The 17082-nt window shown below is 71.4% G+C and carries 14 protein-coding genes; 10 read left to right on the top strand and 4 right to left on the bottom strand.

The window, feature by feature from the left end; genetic code table 11:
- Nucleotides 1-41 precede the first annotated feature (41 nt).
- Nucleotides 42-2381 (bottom strand): MFS transporter, encoded by a 2340-nt coding sequence (locus AB0G59_RS03215; RefSeq protein ID WP_360907584.1) that lies wholly within the window; start codon nucleotides 2379-2381, stop codon nucleotides 42-44.
- Nucleotides 2382-2638: 257 nt separating this feature from the next.
- Complete coding sequence (locus AB0G59_RS03210; protein WP_071962118.1) at nucleotides 2639-3097, bottom strand: SRPBCC family protein; 459 nt, start codon at nucleotides 3095-3097, stop codon at nucleotides 2639-2641.
- Nucleotides 3098-3211: 114 nt separating this feature from the next.
- Here AB0G59_RS03210 and AB0G59_RS03205 point away from each other — a divergent pair, with 114 nt between their 5' ends.
- A complete protein-coding gene (locus tag AB0G59_RS03205; protein ID WP_360907383.1) occupies nucleotides 3212-3736 on the top strand; it encodes a GNAT family N-acetyltransferase in 525 nt (174 codons plus the stop codon).
- Here the strand turns inward: AB0G59_RS03205 and AB0G59_RS03200 are convergent.
- Nucleotides 3706-4341 carry a HEAT repeat domain-containing protein gene (locus tag AB0G59_RS03200; protein ID WP_360907381.1) on the bottom strand — a complete coding sequence of 212 codons (636 nt, stop codon included), beginning with the start codon at nucleotides 4339-4341 and terminating at the stop codon, nucleotides 3706-3708. The two genes, AB0G59_RS03205 and AB0G59_RS03200, sit on opposite strands and share 31 nt — an antisense overlap.
- A 324-nt stretch (nucleotides 4342-4665) precedes the next feature.
- On the opposite strand from AB0G59_RS03200, the gene AB0G59_RS03195 reads away from it, so the two are divergent.
- From AB0G59_RS03195 to pssA, 9 genes are all read left to right on the top strand, one after another.
- Nucleotides 4666-6495 (top strand): 3-hydroxyacyl-CoA dehydrogenase family protein, encoded by a 1830-nt coding sequence (locus AB0G59_RS03195; RefSeq protein WP_360907379.1) that lies wholly within the window; start codon nucleotides 4666-4668, stop codon nucleotides 6493-6495.
- A gap of 100 nt (nucleotides 6496-6595) precedes the next feature.
- A complete protein-coding gene (locus tag AB0G59_RS03190) occupies nucleotides 6596-7456 on the top strand; it encodes a TetR family transcriptional regulator (protein ID WP_360907377.1) in 861 nt (286 codons plus the stop codon).
- A 363-nt stretch (nucleotides 7457-7819) separates the two neighbouring features.
- Nucleotides 7820-9157, top strand: coding sequence for a crotonyl-CoA carboxylase/reductase (gene ccrA / locus AB0G59_RS03185; RefSeq protein ID WP_360907375.1), 1338 nt, complete (start codon nucleotides 7820-7822; stop codon nucleotides 9155-9157).
- A gap of 10 nt (nucleotides 9158-9167) precedes the next feature.
- A complete protein-coding gene (locus tag AB0G59_RS03180) occupies nucleotides 9168-11180 on the top strand; it encodes a protein meaA (protein WP_360907373.1) in 2013 nt (670 codons plus the stop codon).
- Nucleotides 11177-12154, top strand: coding sequence for a CoA ester lyase (locus tag AB0G59_RS03175; protein WP_360907371.1), 978 nt, complete (start codon nucleotides 11177-11179; stop codon nucleotides 12152-12154). Before AB0G59_RS03180 ends, AB0G59_RS03175 begins: the two co-directional genes overlap by 4 nt.
- Before the next feature lie 5 nt (nucleotides 12155-12159).
- Nucleotides 12160-12672 carry a MaoC family dehydratase gene (locus AB0G59_RS03170; protein WP_360907582.1) on the top strand — a complete coding sequence of 171 codons (513 nt, stop codon included), beginning with the start codon at nucleotides 12160-12162 and terminating at the stop codon, nucleotides 12670-12672.
- 1 nt (nucleotide 12673) lies between these two features.
- Nucleotides 12674-13879: an acyl-CoA dehydrogenase family protein gene (locus AB0G59_RS03165; protein WP_071962109.1), complete on the top strand. Its 1206-nt coding sequence runs from the start codon at nucleotides 12674-12676 to the stop codon at nucleotides 13877-13879.
- Nucleotides 13880-14060: 181 nt separating this feature from the next.
- Complete coding sequence (locus AB0G59_RS03160; protein ID WP_360907369.1) at nucleotides 14061-14708, top strand: phosphatidylserine decarboxylase; 648 nt, start codon at nucleotides 14061-14063, stop codon at nucleotides 14706-14708.
- A complete protein-coding gene (pssA, locus tag AB0G59_RS03155; RefSeq protein WP_177337566.1) occupies nucleotides 14695-15546 on the top strand; it encodes a CDP-diacylglycerol--serine O-phosphatidyltransferase in 852 nt (283 codons plus the stop codon). Before AB0G59_RS03160 ends, pssA begins: the two co-directional genes overlap by 14 nt.
- A 302-nt stretch (nucleotides 15547-15848) precedes the next feature.
- Here pssA and AB0G59_RS03150 read toward each other — a convergent pair whose 3' ends face one another.
- Entirely contained in the window at nucleotides 15849-16979 is a 1131-nt protein-coding gene (locus AB0G59_RS03150; RefSeq protein WP_360907367.1) for a glycerate kinase, read from the bottom strand.
- Between the last annotated feature and the right edge of the window lie 103 nt (nucleotides 16980-17082).

Here is a 17082-nt window from a genome sequence, read left to right as displayed (position 1 = left end):
GGGGTGCCGGGCCGTCCGCCGTGCCCGGACGGCCCTGGAGGTCAATGGTCCGCATGGCCCAACTGCAGGTCCCGTTCGGTCCTTCCGCCGCCGGCGACCTGCAGGACGGTGGCGACGGGCGGGTAGCCGGCGGCGACGACGGTGTACTCGCCCGCCGAGAGGTCCACGAAGCGGAATGCCCCGTCGGCGCCGGTGATGGTGGAGTCCACGACGTTGCCGGCGGCGTCCAGGAGGCTGACGCGGGCGTCCTCCACGGGCCGGCCGCCGCCGGCGCGCACCGTGCCGCGCAGGACCGCGCCGCCGGCGAGCTCGACGTCCTGGCGGGTCTCGCGGGCGGACTGGACGGTGACCGGCAGGGCGGCCGGGCGGAAGGCGGGGGCGCTGGAGGCGAGGGTGTACTCGCCGGCGATCAACTCGTCGATGACGTAGCCGCCTTCGGGGCCGGTGCGGGTGGAGGCGACGACCTCGCCGTGCACATTGGTCAGGGTGACCAGGGCCTCGCGGACGGGGGTGCCGTCGGCGGTGCGGACGGTGCCGGCCAGCCGTCCGGCGCCGCCGAGGACGACGTCGAGCTCGACGGGCCGCTCGCCGACGGTGACGGTGACGGCCTGCGGCTGGTGCCCTCCGGCGGCGGCGATCAGGACGTACGAGCCGGTGCCGGGGGTGCTGATCGCGTACCGTCCGTCCTCGCCGCTCGCGCCCCGGCCGATCTGGCGGCCCTGGACGTCGATGAGGGTGAGGGCGGCGCGCGGGACGGTGGTGCCGTCGTGGTGCTGGACGGCGCCGGTCACGGGGATGCCCGCGACGAAGGGCGCCGGATCGGCCGGCGGGACGGTGCGCGCGGACGGAATGGCGGCTTCGGGGGCGTTGTGGGACACCAGTGGTTTCTCTTTCAGCAGGAAGGCGAGCACAAAGCCCACGATGAGCACCGGTACGAGGTAGAGGAAGATCCGTGGCATGGCCTCCGCGTAGGCCCGGACGTATCCGTCCCGCAGCGGGGCGGGCAGGGCGTGCACCAGCTGCGGGGTGATGGAGTCGGGGGCGGGCAGGCCGGCGCGGGGCGGCAGTTCGGCGGCCAGGGCGGCGGTGAGGCGGTGGGCGAAGAGCGTGCCGAACACGGCCGCGCCGACCGAGCCGCCGATCTGCCGGAAGTAGTTGTGGGCGCTGGTGGCGGTGCCGAGGTCGGCGGGGCGCACGGAGTTCTGCACCGCGAGGACGAGGACGGGCAGCGCGAGGCCGATGCCGACGCCGAGGATGGCCATCCAGAGGCTGTAGACGAGCCGTCCGGTCTGGGCGTCGAGGTGGGAGAGCAGGTACATGCCCTCGGCGGAGAGGGCGCCGCCCAGGATGGGCAGCAGCTTGTAATGGCCCGTACGGCTGATGAGGTGGCCGGCGACGAGCGAGGCGGCGACGATTCCCCCCATCATGGGCAGCATGAGCATTCCGGACTCGGTGGCGTCGACGCCGTCGACCATCTGCAGGAAGGTGGGCAGATAGGTGGCGGCGCCGAAGAGGGCGACGCCGACGACGGCGCCGACGAGCGCGGTGACGGTGAAGACCGGGTCGCGGAACAGGTGCGGTGGGATGATCGGTTCTGCGGCGAAGTGCTCCACGACGGCGAAGAGCAGGGCGGTGCCGACCGCTCCCGCGCCGAGCCCGAGGATGGTGCGGGAGGTCCACTCGTACTCGCTGCCGCCCCAGGTGGTCAGCAGCACCAGGCAGGTGGAGGAGGCCGTGAGCAGCAGGGCGCCCAGGACGTCGAAGCGGGCGCGGCGCGGCGGCCGGGGCAGCTCGAGCGCGAGGACGACGACGGCGAGCGTGACGAGGCCGAAGGGGACGTTGACGTAGAAGCACCAGCGCCAGCCGGTGTGGTCGGTGAAGAACCCGCCGAGCAGGGGGCCGGCGACGGAGGCGAGTCCGTAGGCGGCGCTGATGACGCCCATGTAGTGGCCGCGCCGGCGGGGCGGGACGATGTCGGCGATGATCGCCTGCACGCCGATCAGCAGGCCGCCGGCGCCGATGCCCTGGACCGCGCGGAAGATGATGAGCTGGTCCATGGTGCGCGACCAGCCGGCGAGGGCGGAGCCGGCGACGAAGACGACGATCGCGAGGACGAAGACGGCCTTGCGGCCGAAGAGGTCGCCCAGCTTGCCGTAGAGCGGCAGCACGACCGTGGACGTCAGCAGGTAGGCGGTGACCGCCCAGGACATCCGGTCCAGGCCGTGCAGTTCGCCCACGATCTTCGGCAGGGCGGTGGCCACGATGGTCTGGTCGAGCGCCGCGAGCAGCAGCGTGAGCATCAGCCCGGTGAACACCAGCCGCACTCTGGCGGGGCCGGGCGGGGGTGGGGGGCCGCTGGGGGCCGGTACGGACGGGGGCAGGGCGAGCGTCCTGTCGCTCTTCTCCAAGGTGGTCTCGAAGGTGGACCCGCCCACGTACCGCTCCCCTCGTCGCGCCTGCGCTGCCGCCCATTTCTCGCATTACGCGACAACGGCCAGCAAGCGCGACGATTTGCGTGGGAGCGCCGAACGAGGGGCTTTCGGCCGGTCGGAGGCGGTTTCGGTGCACTGGTACGGCACGGCGAGAACCACTCGAACCGGTGAGCCCGGACCGGTGGGGGCCCGGGCTGCCCCGGGGATCAGGCGGCGCTGGGCTTGCCCTCGGTCTCGGCGGCGAGCCGGGCGAGCACGGCGTCGTAGATCCGGCCGAGGCCCTTGGGGGCGAAGGCGCGCTCGAAGAAGCCGCCGATGCCGGTGGCGCCGGTCCAGGTGGTGGTGACGACGACCTTCGAGCTGCCCTCGCCCGCCGGGGTGACGGTCCAGGTGGTGACCATGGTGGAGTTGCGGTCCTTCTCCACCAGCTGTCCCGTGGACGGCTCGGAGACCTCCAGCAGGCAGTCGCGGACGCGCTTGCTGGTGGCCTGGAGCTTCCAGTGCACCAGCGTGCCCTCGCCGTCGCCGCCCTCGCGCACCTCGTACTCGCTGAAGTGCTCGGGCAGCAGCTTGGCGCGGGTGCCGCTGTAGTCCGCGAGGGCGTCGAAGACGTCCTCCGCGCCCGCCGCGATGATCCGCTCCGTGGTGGCCTCGACCTGGCCCATGGCTAGTCCTCCGGGACGATAAAAGCTGTGCTTGCCGTTGTGCGTGTGCGGGCAAAGCCAACCACCCTCGTCACAACCGCCCAAATCCTGGGCGCCGGGCGTTAGCCTCCGCGCATGGTGAACATACGGGAGATGACGGACGCCGACATCGAGACCGTGGCCGCCCTCCGGGTGGCCGGCTGGCGCCACGCGTACACCGGCCTGGTGCCGCGGCGCCATCTGGACGCCATGGACGCGAGTGCGAACGCCGCCGCCCACCGGGCGCGCCTGGCGAGCGGCGTCGATCCTGCGGTGAACGCGGTGGCCGAGGCGGCGGGCGGCGTGGTGGGCTGGGTCTGCCACGGGCCGTGCCGGGACGCCGACCAGCCGCCCGGGACGGCCGAGTTGTACGCGGTCTACGTGCGGCCCGACCTGATCGGCACAGGGATCGGCCGCGCCCTGTGGGAGGCGGCGCTCGAGGGCGCACGGCAGCGCGGGGATGCGCGCATGGTGCTGTGGGTGCTGAAGGGCAACGCGCACGCCCGCCGCTTCTACGAACGCGCCGGTTGCAGTCGCGACGGCGCCGAGCGGACGGACGACATCGACGGCGCCGCCGTGCCGGAGGTGCGTTACGTACTGGATCCGCTGCGCAGCCCCTGAGTGCCGCCGCGGCCGGTCAGCCGGGTCAGCGCCACGACGGCGGCCGGCCGCAGCCGTTCGTGTTCGCGCGCGGCCACCAGCGTGGCCTCGGCGCGCCGGTCGCCCAGCACGCCCAGGCCCTCGACGCAGGCGCGGGCGACCGGCCAGCAGTGGTCGCGGGCGGCCAGCAGCCGCTCGAGGGTGGCCAGCAGGGCCGGCACGGACTCGGGGGCGCGCAGCTCGGTCAGCAGGCGGACGGGGTAGAGGGCGTAGGCGGTGCGCAGCGGATTGGTGGCGAGCGCGGCCGCGGCGCGGGCGGTGCGGGGGTCGCGCAGGCGGGCGAGGACGTGGGCGGCGGTGGCGCAGCGCACGGGTTCGCGGTAGTTGAGGAGGAGGATCAGCGTCTCGAAGGCGCGCCGGTCGCCCTTGGTGCCCAGGGCGAAGGCGGCGATCTCGCGGGCCCACAGCGGTTGTTCGGGGGCGACGAGGACCTGGGCGAGCCGGTCGCGCGCCGCGCGGCTGTCGGAGCGTACGAGCGCGATCAGCTTGTCGTGCGCCGCGAATTCGGCCGGGGAGACCAGTTCGGCCCGTACCCGCTTCAGCAGCGCGCGGAATTCCTCTTCCATTTCCCGCTCTCCTCCCCGAGTGGCCTGGGCCACATCGTAAGTCGCGCGCACGCCCCTGGCGCTCTTGGTTACCCGTGAGTTAATCTCCCGGCAAGAGCAGCATTCCCGCTCTGGCGTTCTGGTGACGCAGCCGCCACAGCGTTGACGTCGGTTCGGCATTTCGAGTACGGCACCGCCCCGGGACAGGGCCTGCCGGTCGTACAACTCCCTCTCCGTGGACGCCCCTTACCCGTCCGCGGATTCTCTCAGTCGCCGCCCCCTGGCCGGGGCCGCCGCCAACCGCCGTCTCCCCTGCGTACGGGGAACATCCCCTGGAGTCTCGCGATGGACCGTACGTCCACCCCTGAGCCGTCCCCTCTCAGCTCCTCGGCATCGCCCGCCCCCCTCAGGACCATAGCCGTGATCGGCCTCGGCACCATGGGCACCGGGATCGCCGAGGTCCTCACCCTGGCCGGCCGTGACGTGGTCGGCATCGACGTCAGCGACGCCGCCGCCCTGCGGGCCGGTGCCGCGCTGGAGGCCGCCACCGCCCGCGCGGTCGAACGCGGCCGGATCACCGAGGCGGAGCGCCGGGCCGCGCTCGCCCGCTTCCGTACCGCGCGCGAGCTGGAGGCCGCCGCCGACGCCGATCTGGTGATCGAGGTCGTGCCCGAGCACTACGAGCTCAAGCACGAGGTGTTCACCGCCCTCGACGCCGTCGTCCGCCCCACGGCCATCCTGGCGACGGGCACCAACGCGCTGTCGGTGACCCGGCTGGCCGCGGACTCGGCGCGCCCCGAGCGCGTGCTGGGCCTGCACTTCTTCAACCCCGCGCCGGCGATGAAGCTGGTGGAGGTCGTCTCCTCGGTGCTGACGGCGCCGGGCGCGGTCGCCGCGGTCACCGCCCTGGCGCGCGAGCTCGGCAAGGAGCCGGTGGCGGTGGGCGACCGGCCCGGCTTCGTCGCCGACGGGCTGCTGTTCGGCTACCTCAACCAGGCCGCCGCGATGTACGAGTCCCGCTACGCCACCCGCGAGGACATCGACGCGGCGATGCGCCTGGGCTGCGGGCTGCCGATGGGCCCGCTCGCCCTGCTGGACCTGATCGGCGTCGACACCGCCCGCACGGTCCTGGAGGCGATGTACGCCGCTTCGCACGACCGGCTGCACGCTCCCGCGCCCATCCTGGGCCAGCTGGCCGCGGCCGGGCTGACGGGGCGCAAGGCGGGGCGCGGCTTCTACACGTACGAGGCGGCGGGCTCCGCCGTCGTCGTGCCGGACGCGCACACCCCGGCGCCCGCGGCGCGGGAGGCGGGCGTCCGCGAGGTGCGGTCCGTGGGGGTCGCGGGCTCGGGGACGATGGCGAGCGGGATCGCCGAGGTCTTCGCGAAGGCCGGCTACGCGGTGGTGCTCGCGGCGCGCTCGCAGGAGAAGGCGGAGGCGGCCAAGGCGCGGATCGCGAAGTCCCTGGCGCGTGCGGTGGACAAGGGCAGGCTGTCGGCCGGGCAGGCCGAGGAGGCCCTCGCGGCGGTGACCCCGGCCGGCTCGCTGGACGCGTTCGCGGAGGTGGACCTGGCCATCGAGGCGGTGGCGGAGGACCTGGAGGTCAAGCGGCAGCTGTTCGCCACGCTCGACAAGGTGTGCAGGCCGGGCGCGGTGCTGGCCACCACCACCTCCTCGCTGCCGGTCGTGGCCTGCGCCCGCGCCACCTCGCGCCCGCAGGACGTCGTCGGCATGCACTTCTTCAACCCGGCGCCGGCGATGAAGCTGGTCGAGGTGGTCCGTACGGTGCTGACCGCCGACGACGCGCACGCCACCGTGCGCGCGGTGTGCGCGAAGGTGCGCAAGCACCCGGTGGACTGCGGGGACCGGGCCGGCTTCATCGTCAACGCCCTGCTGTTCCCCTACCTCAACAACGCGATCAAGATGGTCGAGGAGCACTACGCCTCCCTGGACGAGATCGACGCGGCGATGAAGCTGGGCGGCGGCTATCCGATGGGCCCCTTCGAGCTCCTCGACGTCGTCGGCCTGGACGTGTCCCTGGCCATCGAGAAGGTGCTGCACCGCGAGTTCCGCGATCCGGGCCTCGCGCCGGCTCCGCTGCTGGAGCACCTGGTGGCGGCGGGCTGCCTGGGCCGCAAGACGGGCCGCGGCTTCCGTGAGTACGCGAAGGCCTGACCGGGCCGTGCTCGATCAAGCGGTGGGGTGGGGCGGACTGCTCGAACCGTCGGGAAGTCCGCCCCGGCACACCCATACGGACGCGTGTTACGTTCCCCACATGTCCCAGCCCGCCAAGTCCGCCCGCGCACCGCGCGGGGCCGCCACCGAGTCCAGGGGAGTCAAGGGCCCGAAGGCCGTCCAGGACCCGCACGAGAACGTCCCCGGGAGCGCCGGATCCCGCCGTGCCGCCGCCCAGCGGCTCACGATGCGCCGCAAACTGGCCGCGGCGGCCATGGAGTTGTTCGCACGCAAGGGCTACGAGGCGACGACCGTCGACGAGATCGCCGCGGCGGCCGGGGTCGCCCGGCGGACGTTCTTCCGCCACTTCCGCTCCAAGGAAGAGGCGATCTTCCCCGATCACGACGACACGCTCGTCCGTGCCGCGGGCGTCCTGGACGCCGCCCCTCCGCACGAGAACCCGCTGGACACCGTCTGCCGGGGGATCAAGGAGGTCATGCGGATGTACGCGGCCTCCCCGGCCGTCTCCGTCGAGCGCTACCGGCTGACCCGCGAGGTGCCCGCCCTGCGCGAGCGCGAGATCGCCTCGGTCGCCCGCTACGAGCGGCTGTTCACCCGCTATCTGCTGGGCCACTTCGACGAGAGCGCCCATCACGTGGGCGACGACGACCCGTTGCTGGCCGAGGTCGCCGCCTCCGCGGTCGTCACCGCGCACAACCACGTCCTGCGCCGCTGGCTGCGCAACGGCGGCGAGGGGGACGTGGAGGCCCAGCTCGACCACGCCTTCGCCATCGTGCGCGAGACCTTCGGCACGGGCATCGGGGCGGGGCGCTCCGGCGCCGCGGACGCGCCCGCGGCGTCGGTGCGGACCGAGGACGAGGTGCTGGTGGCGGTGGCCCGTACGGACGCACCGCTGGGCGATGTCATGCGCGCCATCGAGAAGGCGCTCAAGAAAAACTAAGACATAAGCGGATATCAACGAATAGAAGTCCTCCAACGGCCGCCCCATCGGGGCGGCCGTTGTTGCTCATACGTGCCCTCCGGATGACATCTGAGAGAAATTGTTGGCACCCAGTGTCTTGTCGCGTGGCACGCGGTGCCATACCTTGTGGGTGTCCGGGCGGCCGGCGCGCAGACACAACCGTCGTGTGCCGGCTGTCCCCACTACGTACCCGTACGCCGTGCGCCCGGATGCCTGCGTCACCAGGCCCCACCGCGCTCACCCGCGCAGCCGAGCACCATCGCCGAACCGACGGCACCGCCTCTGCACCACCCCCGACGTTCCCTCAAGCCCGTTCCACACGTGCTTCGCCGGAGGCAAACCGTGAACCAGATCCTGGACGCGATACTCGCGCCCGACACCAGCGCCGAGGACTTCGCCGCGCTGACCCTTCCCGAGTCCTACCGCGCGGTGACCGTGCACAAGGACGAGGCGGAGATGTTCGCCGGACTCCCCACCCGGGAGAAGGACCCGCGCAAGTCGCTGCACCTCGAGGAGGTGCCGGTGCCCGAACTGGGACCCGGCGAAGCCCTCGTGGCCGTCATGGCCAGCTCGGTGAACTACAACTCGGTGTGGACCTCCATCTTCGAGCCCGTGTCGACCTTCGCCTTCCTGGAGCGCTACGGCAAGCTCTCCCCGCTCGGCAAGCGGCACGACCTGCCGTACCACGTCATCGGCTCCGACCTGGCGGGCGTCGTGCTGCGCACCGGACCCGGCGTCAACGCCTGGCGGCCCGGCGACGAGGTCGTCGCGCACTGCCTGTCGGTGGAGCTGGAGTCGGCCGACGGCCACGACGACACGATGCTCGACCCCGAGCAGCGCATCTGGGGCTTCGAGACCAACTTCGGCGGCCTGGCCGAGATCGCGCTGGTGAAGTCCAACCAGCTCATGCCCAAGCCGGCCCACCTCAGCTGGGAGGAGGCCGCGGCGCCCGGGCTGGTCAACTCCACCGCCTACCGCCAGCTGGTCTCCCGCAACGGCGCCGGGATGAAGCAGGGCGACAACGTCCTGATCTGGGGCGCGAGCGGCGGACTCGGCTCGTACGCCACCCAGTTCGCGCTCGCCGGCGGGGCGAACCCGATCTGTGTGGTCTCCAGCGAGCAGAAGGCGGAGATCTGCCGGCGGATGGGCGCGACGGCGATCATCGACCGCAGCGCCGAGGGCTACCGCTTCTGGAAGGACGAGCACGAGCAGGACCCGCGCGAGTGGAAGCGGTTCGGCAAGCGCATCCGCGAACTGACCGGCGGCGAGGACGTCGACATCGTCTTCGAGCACCCGGGCCGCGAGACCTTCGGCGCCTCGGTGTACGTCACCCGCAAGGGCGGCACCATCGTCACCTGCGCCTCGACCTCGGGCTACAACCACCAGTACGACAACCGCTATCTGTGGATGTCGCTGAAGCGGATCGTCGGTTCGCACTTCGCCAACTACCGCGAGGCGTGGGAGGCCAACCGTCTCATCGCCAAGGGGAAGATCCACCCCACGCTGTCGAAGACCTACGCCCTGGCCGACACCGGCCAGGCGGCCTACGACGTGCACCGCAACCTCCACCAGGGCAAGGTCGGCGTGCTGTGCCTGGCGCCGGAGGAGGGCATGGGCGTGCGCGACGAGGAGATGCGCGCGCAGCACATCGAGGCCATCAACCGCTTCAGGAACGTGTGAGAAACCTGCGATGACTGAGCGTCAGAAGGATCGTCCGTGGCTGATGCGGACCTACGCCGGGCACTCCACGGCCGAGGCGTCCAACGAGCTGTACCGGCGCAACCTCGCCAAGGGCCAGACCGGCCTCTCGGTCGCGTTCGACCTCCCGACGCAGACCGGCTACGACCCCGACCACATCCTCGCCCGCGGCGAGGTCGGGCGGGTCGGGGTCCCGGTCGCCCATCTCGGTGACATGCGGCGGCTGTTCCAGGACATCCCGCTGGAGCAGATGAACACCTCCATGACCATCAACGCCACCGCGATGTGGCTGCTGGCGATGTACCAGGTGGTCGCGGAGGAGCAGGGCGCCGACGTCACCAGGCTGCAGGGGACGACGCAGAACGACATCGTCAAGGAGTACCTCTCGCGCGGGACGCACGTCTTCCCGCCGGGCCCCAGCCTGCGGCTGACCACCGACATGATCACCTACACGGTGAACCACATCCCCAAGTGGAACCCGATCAACATCTGCAGCTACCACCTGCAGGAGGCCGGGGCCACCCCCGTCCAGGAGATCTCGTACGCGATGTCCACGGCCATCGCCGTGCTCGACGCGGTCCGCGACTCCGGCCAGGTCCCGGCCGAGCGCTTCGGCGACGTCGTCGCCCGCATCTCCTTCTTCGTGAACGCGGGCGTCCGCTTCATCGAGGAGATGTGCAAGATGCGCGCCTTCGGCCGCATCTGGGACCACATCACCCGCGAGCGCTACGGCATCGAGAACCCCAAGCAGCGCCGCTTCCGCTACGGCGTCCAGGTCAACTCCCTCGGCCTGACCGAGGCCCAGCCGGAGAACAACGTCCAGCGCATCGTGCTGGAGATGCTCGCCGTCACCCTCTCCAAGGACGCCCGCGCCCGCGCCGTGCAGCTGCCCGCCTGGAACGAGGCCCTGGGCCTGCCCCGGCCCTGGGACCAGCAGTGGTCGCTGCGCATCCAGCAGGTCCTCGCGCACGAGAGCGACCTGCTGGAGTACGAGGACATCTTCGCCGGATCGCACGTCGTCGAGGCCAAGGTCGCCGCCCTGGTCACCGAGTGCCTGGAGGAGATCGAGCGCATCCAGGCCATGGGCGGGGCGATGGCGGCCGTCGAGTCCGGCTACCTCAAGTCGCAGCTGGTCTCCTCGCACGCCGAGCGCCGGGCCCGCATCGAGGCCGGCGAGGAGAAGATCGTCGGCGTCAACTGCTACGAGTCCACCGAGCCCAACCCGCTGACCGCGGACCTCGACACGGCCATCATGACCGTCGACCCCGCCAACGAGGCCCGCGTGGTGGCGGCCCTGCACTCCTGGCGCGACGACCGCGACGAGGGCCGCGCCCAGGAGTCGCTCTCCGCCCTGAAGAAGGCCGCGGCGGGCTCCGACAATCTGATGGCCGCCACGCTGGAGTGCGTGCGCGCGGGCGTCACGACCGGCGAGTGGTCCTGGGCCCTGCGCGACGTCTTCGGCGAGTTCCGCGCCCCGACGGGCGTCAGCAGCGCCCCGGTGGCCGTGACCGCCGAGGCGGGTACCCCGATGGCGACCGTCCGTGCGAAGGTCGCCCGCACCGCCGAGGAGCTGCGCAGCGGCAAGCTGCGGCTGCTGGTCGGCAAGCCCGGCCTCGACGGGCACTCCAACGGCGCCGAACAGATCGCCGTACGGGCCCGCGACGCCGGCTTCGAGGTGGTCTACCAGGGCATCCGGCTCACCCCGGAACAGATCGTCTCGGCCGCCGTGGCCGAGGACGTCCACTGCGTGGGCCTGTCGATCCTCTCGGGCTCGCACGCCGAGCTCGTACCGGACGTACTGGCCCGGCTGCGCCGCACGGGGGCGGACGACGTGCCCGTCATCGTCGGTGGCATCATCCCCTCCGCCGACGCCGCCGCCCTGCGGGCGGCCGGGGTCGCGGCCGTATTCACCCCGAAGGACTTCGGGATCACGGAGATCATCGGCCGTATCGTCGACGAGATCCGCAAAGCGAACCAGCTCGACCCTCTGGAGGTCTCCGCATGACCACCCCCGCGCCGGCCCCTGTCAACCGGCTGCGCCCGCGGCGCTCCTGCCTCGCCGTGCCCGGCAGCAACCCGCGCTTCCTGGAGAAGGCCCAGGGCCTGCCCGCCGACCAGGTCTTCCTCGACCTGGAGGACGCCTGCGCGCCGCTGGCCAAGGAAGGCGCCCGACACACCATCGTCGACGCGCTGAACAACGGCGACTGGACGGGCAAGACCAGGGTCGTCCGGGTCAACGACTGGACCACGCACTGGACGTACCGCGACGTGATCACAGTCGTCGAGGGCGCCGGCCCCAACCTCGACTGCATCATGCTGCCGAAGGTGCAGGACGCCCAGCAGATCGTCGCGCTGGACCTGCTGCTGACGCAGATCGAGAAGACCATGGGCTTCGAGGTCGGGCGCATCGGCATCGAGGCGCAGATCGAGAACGCCAAGGGCCTGGTCAACGTCGACGACATCGCCGCCGCGTCGCCGCGCCTGGAGACGATCATCTTCGGCCCGGCCGACTTCATGGCCTCCATCAACATGAAGTCCCTCGTGGTCGGCGAGCAGCCGCCCGGCTACCCGGCGGACGCCTACCACTACATCCTCATGCGCATCCTGATGGCGGCCCGCGCCCACGATCTGCAGGCCATCGACGGCCCGTACCTGCAGATCAAGAACGTGGACGGCTACAAGGCGGTCGCCGGGCGCGCGGCCGCGCTGGGCTTCGACGGCAAGTGGGTGCTGCACCCGGGCCAGGTGGAGGCCGCCAACGAGGTGTTCTCGCCCTCGCAGGAGGACTACGACCACGCCGAGCTGATCCTGGACGCGTACGACTGGTGCACCTCCGAGGCGGGCGGCAAGAAGGGCTCGGCGATGCTCGGCGACGAGATGATCGACGAGGCCAGCCGCAAGATGGCGCTCGTCATCGCGGGCAAGGGCCGCGCGGCCGGGATGACCCGTACGTCGAAGTTCGAGATCCCGGAGGCGTGAGAGCGATGCAGTTCGGCCGCACCTACGAAGAGTTCACCGTCGGCGACGTCTACAAGCACTGGCCCGGCAAGACGGTCACGGAATACGACGACCACCTCTTCTGCCTGCTCACCATGAATCACCACCCACTGCACATGGACGCCAATTACGCCGAGAAGACCACGGACTTCGGCAGGAACGTCGTGGTGGGCAATTACGTCTATTCGCTGCTGCTGGGCATGTCCGTGCCCGACGTCTCGGGCAAGGCGATCGCCAACCTCGAGGTCGAGTCGCTCAAGCACATAGCGCCGACCTTCCACGGCGACACCATCTACGGCGAGACGCGCGTGCTGGACAAGACGCCGTCGAAGTCGAAGAGCGACCGCGGGATCGTGTACGTCGAGACCATCGGCTACAAGCAGGACGGCACCGTCGTCTGCACCTTCCGGCGCAAGGTGATGGTCCCCACCGCCACGTACATCAAGGAGCGCGGCGGGGAGCAGCCCGGCCGCCCCGAGCCGATCATCCGGGAGAAGTGAGATGGGCCGCCTGGCGCAGACCGACGGACTGACGGACATCCAGCGGGAAATTCTCGCCACGGTCCGTGAATTCGTCGACAAGGAGATCATCCCGGTCGCGACCGAGCTGGAGCACCGCGACGAGTACCCGACCCGGATAGTCGAGGGCCTCAAGGAACTCGGGCTCTTCGGTCTGATGATCCCGGAGGAGTACGGCGGGCTGGGTGAGTCACTTCTCACATACGCGCTCTGCGTCGAGGAGATCGCCCGGGGCTGGATGAGTGTGTCCGGAATCATCAATACGCACTTCATCGTCGCCTACATGCTCAAGCAGCACGGCACGCAGGAGCAGCGCGAGTACTTCCTGCCGCGGATGGCGACGGGCGAGGTGCGGGGCGCGTTCTCGATGTCGGAGCCCGGACTGGGCTCGGACGTGTCGGCCATCACGTCCAAGGGCGTACGGGACGGCGACGAGTACGTCCTGAACGGCCAGAAGATGTGGCTGACCAACGGCGGGTCGTCGACGCTGGTGGCGGTGCTGTGCCGGACGGACGAGGGCCATCCCGAGGGCACCCCCGCCCATAAGTCGATGACCACCTTCCTGATCGAGAAGGAACCGGGCTTCGGCCAAGTCAAGCCGGGTCTGACCATCCCCGGCAAGATCGAGAAGATGGGCTACAAGGGCGTCGACACCACCGAGTTGATCATGGATGGGCTGCGTGTGCCGGCCGACCGTGTGCTCGGCGGGGCCACCGGGCGGGGCTTCTATCAGATGATGGACGGCGTCGAGGTGGGCCGCGTCAACGTCGCGGCACGTGGTTGCGGCGTCGCTCAGCGTGCGTTCGAGCTGGGTGTTTCCTACGCACAACAGCGTCACACCTTCGGAAAAGCCATCGCCCAGCACCAGGCCATTCAGTTCAAGCTGGCCGAAATGGGGACAAAGGTCGAGGCGGCCCATGCAATGATGGTGAATGCCGCGCGGAAGAAGGACTCGGGTCAGCGCAACGACCTCGAGGCCGGCATGGCCAAGTATCTGGCCTCCGAATACTGCAAGGAGGTCGTCGAGGACGCCTTCCGCATCCACGGCGGCTACGGCTTCTCCAAGGAGTACGAAATCGAGCGGCTCTACCGTGAGGCGCCGATGCTCCTGATCGGTGAAGGTACGGCCGAGATCCAGAAAATGATCATCGGGCGCCGGCTACTGGAGGAGTACCGAATCCAGGGGTAAATGCCCGGTTTGGAGGTATCTGGGGGTGTTTTAACAGAGAAGAAGATCACACCCTGTCATCGGCGTTCGGCCATCTACTGGCCCCGGCGCTTAGCCAGTTGCCGTCCGAAACCGATAGCATCCCCGGAAAGCCGCCGTCCCCCATATCGTTACGCGGCACCCTCCGCTACGAAGGTCACCCATGCCCCACAGCTCTTCCTCTGCACCTCGCGGCCGCGTCCGCCTCGCGCGCGGAGCATCGCCGTGGCTCCTTCCCACCGTCGCCACCGCGGCGGTCAGCCTCACCCAGGCCCGCCGCTCCGGGCGCTGGGCGGCACTGGCCGTGCCCGCCACCGCACTCGCGGCGGGCATGCTGTGGTTCTTCCGCGACCCCGATCGTGAGATCACCCAGGGCCGGGTCATTTCCCCGGCCGACGGCGTGGTGCAGAGCATCATGCCCTGGAAGGACGGACGAACCCGCGTCGCGATCTTCATGAGCCCGCTCAACGTCCACGTCAACCGCGCCCCGATGGCCGGCACGGTGACCTCGGTCGAGCACGTCCCCGGCGGCTTCGTTCCGGCTTTCAACAAGGAGAGCGAGAACAACGAGCGCGTCATCTGGCACTTCGACACCGAGCTCGGTGACATCGAGATGGTCCAGATCGCCGGCGCCGTCGCCCGCCGCATCGTGCCGTACATCGACGCGGACACCAAGGTCGAGCAGGGCGAGCGGATCGGCCTGATCCGCTTCGGCTCCCGTGTCGACCTCTACCTGCCCGAGGGCGTGGAGGTCGCGGTCGAGGTCGGACAGGCCACCACGGCAGGGGTGACACGCCTTGACCGTGGTTGAGCCGGACACACAGGCCGCCTGGGTTCCCGAAGCCGACGCCGACGACACGGACGACATGCCGCTGTCCACGCGTCTGTCAATAGCGGACACCCTCACCCTGGGCAACGCGATCTGCGGCTTCATGGCGGTGTACTTCACCACCACCGGCGTCCTCATCCCGCACCTGACGGGCAACGAGGACGGCGGCATGGCCCGCCACAGCGCGGCCACGGCCGTGATACTGATGCTGCTCGCGTCGGTCTTCGACCTCTTCGACGGGCTCGTGGCGCGCAAGCTGCGCAGCTCGGCGATGGGTGCGGAGCTGGACAACCTGTCCGACCTGATCAGCTTCGGCCTGGCGCCCGCGTACTTCGTGGTCGTCTGGGGCATGGTCGCCGACGACGCCCACCAGCGCGTCTCGGCGGTCGCGGCGATCGTGGTGCTGCTCGCGGTGGTACTGCGGCTCGCCCGCTTCTCGTGCGTCCAGCTGCGGGACGGCATCTTCCAGGGGATGCCGAGCCCCTTCGGGGCGCTGACGGTCGTCTCGATCGTGCTGCTCGAGCTGCCGTTCGTGCCGACGCTGCTCGCGATCATGGGTGTGGCGTGGCTGATGGTCAGCCGGGTCGAGTACCCCAAGCCGCGCGGGCCGCTGGCGGTGGCCATGCTCAGCTGGATCGTGCTCAGCATGGGCCTGCTGGCCGCGTGGGCCTTCGACGCCCCCGGCGGTGAGCTCCTGCTCCAGACGGGCTGCGCACTGCAGGTCGTCCTGGGCGCGGTGATCCCGCTCTTCGCCACGGCGCGTCGCGTGAACACGTTCCGCGACAACCGCCGCGAGGCACGGGCGACGCAGCTGCCGTAGCCGCCGTAGGCGGCGTGGACGGCGAACGGCGTGGGGCCCGGGCTGATCGCCCGGGCCCCACGCCGTTGGCGTACCCACCCGACCCCCGCTGCGCGGGGCCCTCTCCCACCCACCCGCCCGTTACCCGGCACGGGGTGGGTACGGAGCCGGAGGCCCGGGCCAGGGCCGGAGCAAGGGCCAGGGCCGGAGCAAGGGCCGGGCCCGGGGCCAGGGGCCGGGGCCGGGGCCGCCCCCGGCCCTGGGCCGGGTGGTTCGCGTCTCCTTGCCGGGTGACGGGTGGGTGGGTGGGAAGGGTCCTGGCCTCAGGCCAGGTAGTCGCGCGCGATGCGCTCGGCGAGACGCTCCACGAGCGGCCCGGCTTCGGCCATGCACCGCGCCGGGTCCGGTTCGAGGTCCCCGAGGGCGTACGCGCGCTCGATGCCCGCGCCCGCGAGAGCGGCACCGCCAAGGGCGAGGCGGCCGCAGACCGCCACCACGCGCGTGCCACGGGCGGCCCGGGCCACCCCCACCGGCGCCTTGCCGTACAGCGTCTGCTCGTCGAGCGAGCCCTCCCCCGTGATCACGAGGTCGGCGTCCTCGAGTGCCGCCGCGAAGCCCAGCACCTCGAGCATCACCTCGATGCCGGGCCGGAAGGCCGCCCCCAGGCCGGCCAGGGCCCCGTAGCCCAGTCCGCCCGCCGCCCCGGCCCCGGCCGCACCGGCCCGCGCGCCGCCGTCCAGCACGCGCGCGTAATGGGCCAGGGCGGCGTCCAGCACCGCGACGTCCTCCCGCGAGGCGCCCTTCTGGGGCCCGTACACCGCGGCAGCCCCCCGCGGGCCCGTCAGCGGGTTGTCGACGTCGCTCGCGAGCACGATGCGGGTCCCTGGGAGCCGTGCGTCCAGCCCGGACAGATCGGCGCGCGAGAGCGCCGCCAGCGGGCCGCCTCCGGGGCCGAGCGCCCGCCCGTCCGCGTCGAGGAACCGGGCCCCGAGGGCGGCCAGCATCCCCGCCCCGCCGTCCGTGCCGGCGCTGCCGCCCACGCCCAGCACGACCGTGCGGGCCCCGGCGTCCAGCGCGGCCCGCAGCAGCTCCCCGGTGCCGAGGGACGTGGCGGTGAGCGGGGCGAAGACCCCGCGCGGCAGGTGGCGCAGGCCGGACGCCTCGGCCATTTCCACCACCGCCGTGCCGTCGGCCGGACGCAGCGCGTACGCGGCGGCGACCGGCTCGCCGACCGGCCCGGTCACCGTCGCCGTGCGCCGTTCGAAACCCGCCGCCACCGCGGCGTCCACCGTGCCGTCGCCGCCGTCCGCGACGGGCAGCGCCCGCACCGCCACGCCCGGCACGGCGCGCCGCAGGCCGGCCGTGACGTGCCGGGCGACCTCCACGGCCGTCAACGACCCCTTGAACTTGTCCGCGGCGATCAGTACGTGTCGTACGCGTGTCGCATCCGCCACCGTGCATCCCCTCGCTTCCGGGTCGCGCCGCGGTGACCCTACCCGGGGGACTGTCGCGCCGCCCATGCCCCGCGGCGGCGTGCCAGGCCGCCCAATACGGCCT

This window comes from Streptomyces sp. NPDC021096 (genome assembly GCF_040641275.1).
Taxonomy (GTDB): Bacteria; Actinomycetota; Actinomycetes; order Streptomycetales; family Streptomycetaceae; genus Streptomyces.
The sequence above is the reverse complement of the archived record's forward strand: the minus strand, read 5'-3'. Positions and strand labels throughout refer to the sequence as shown.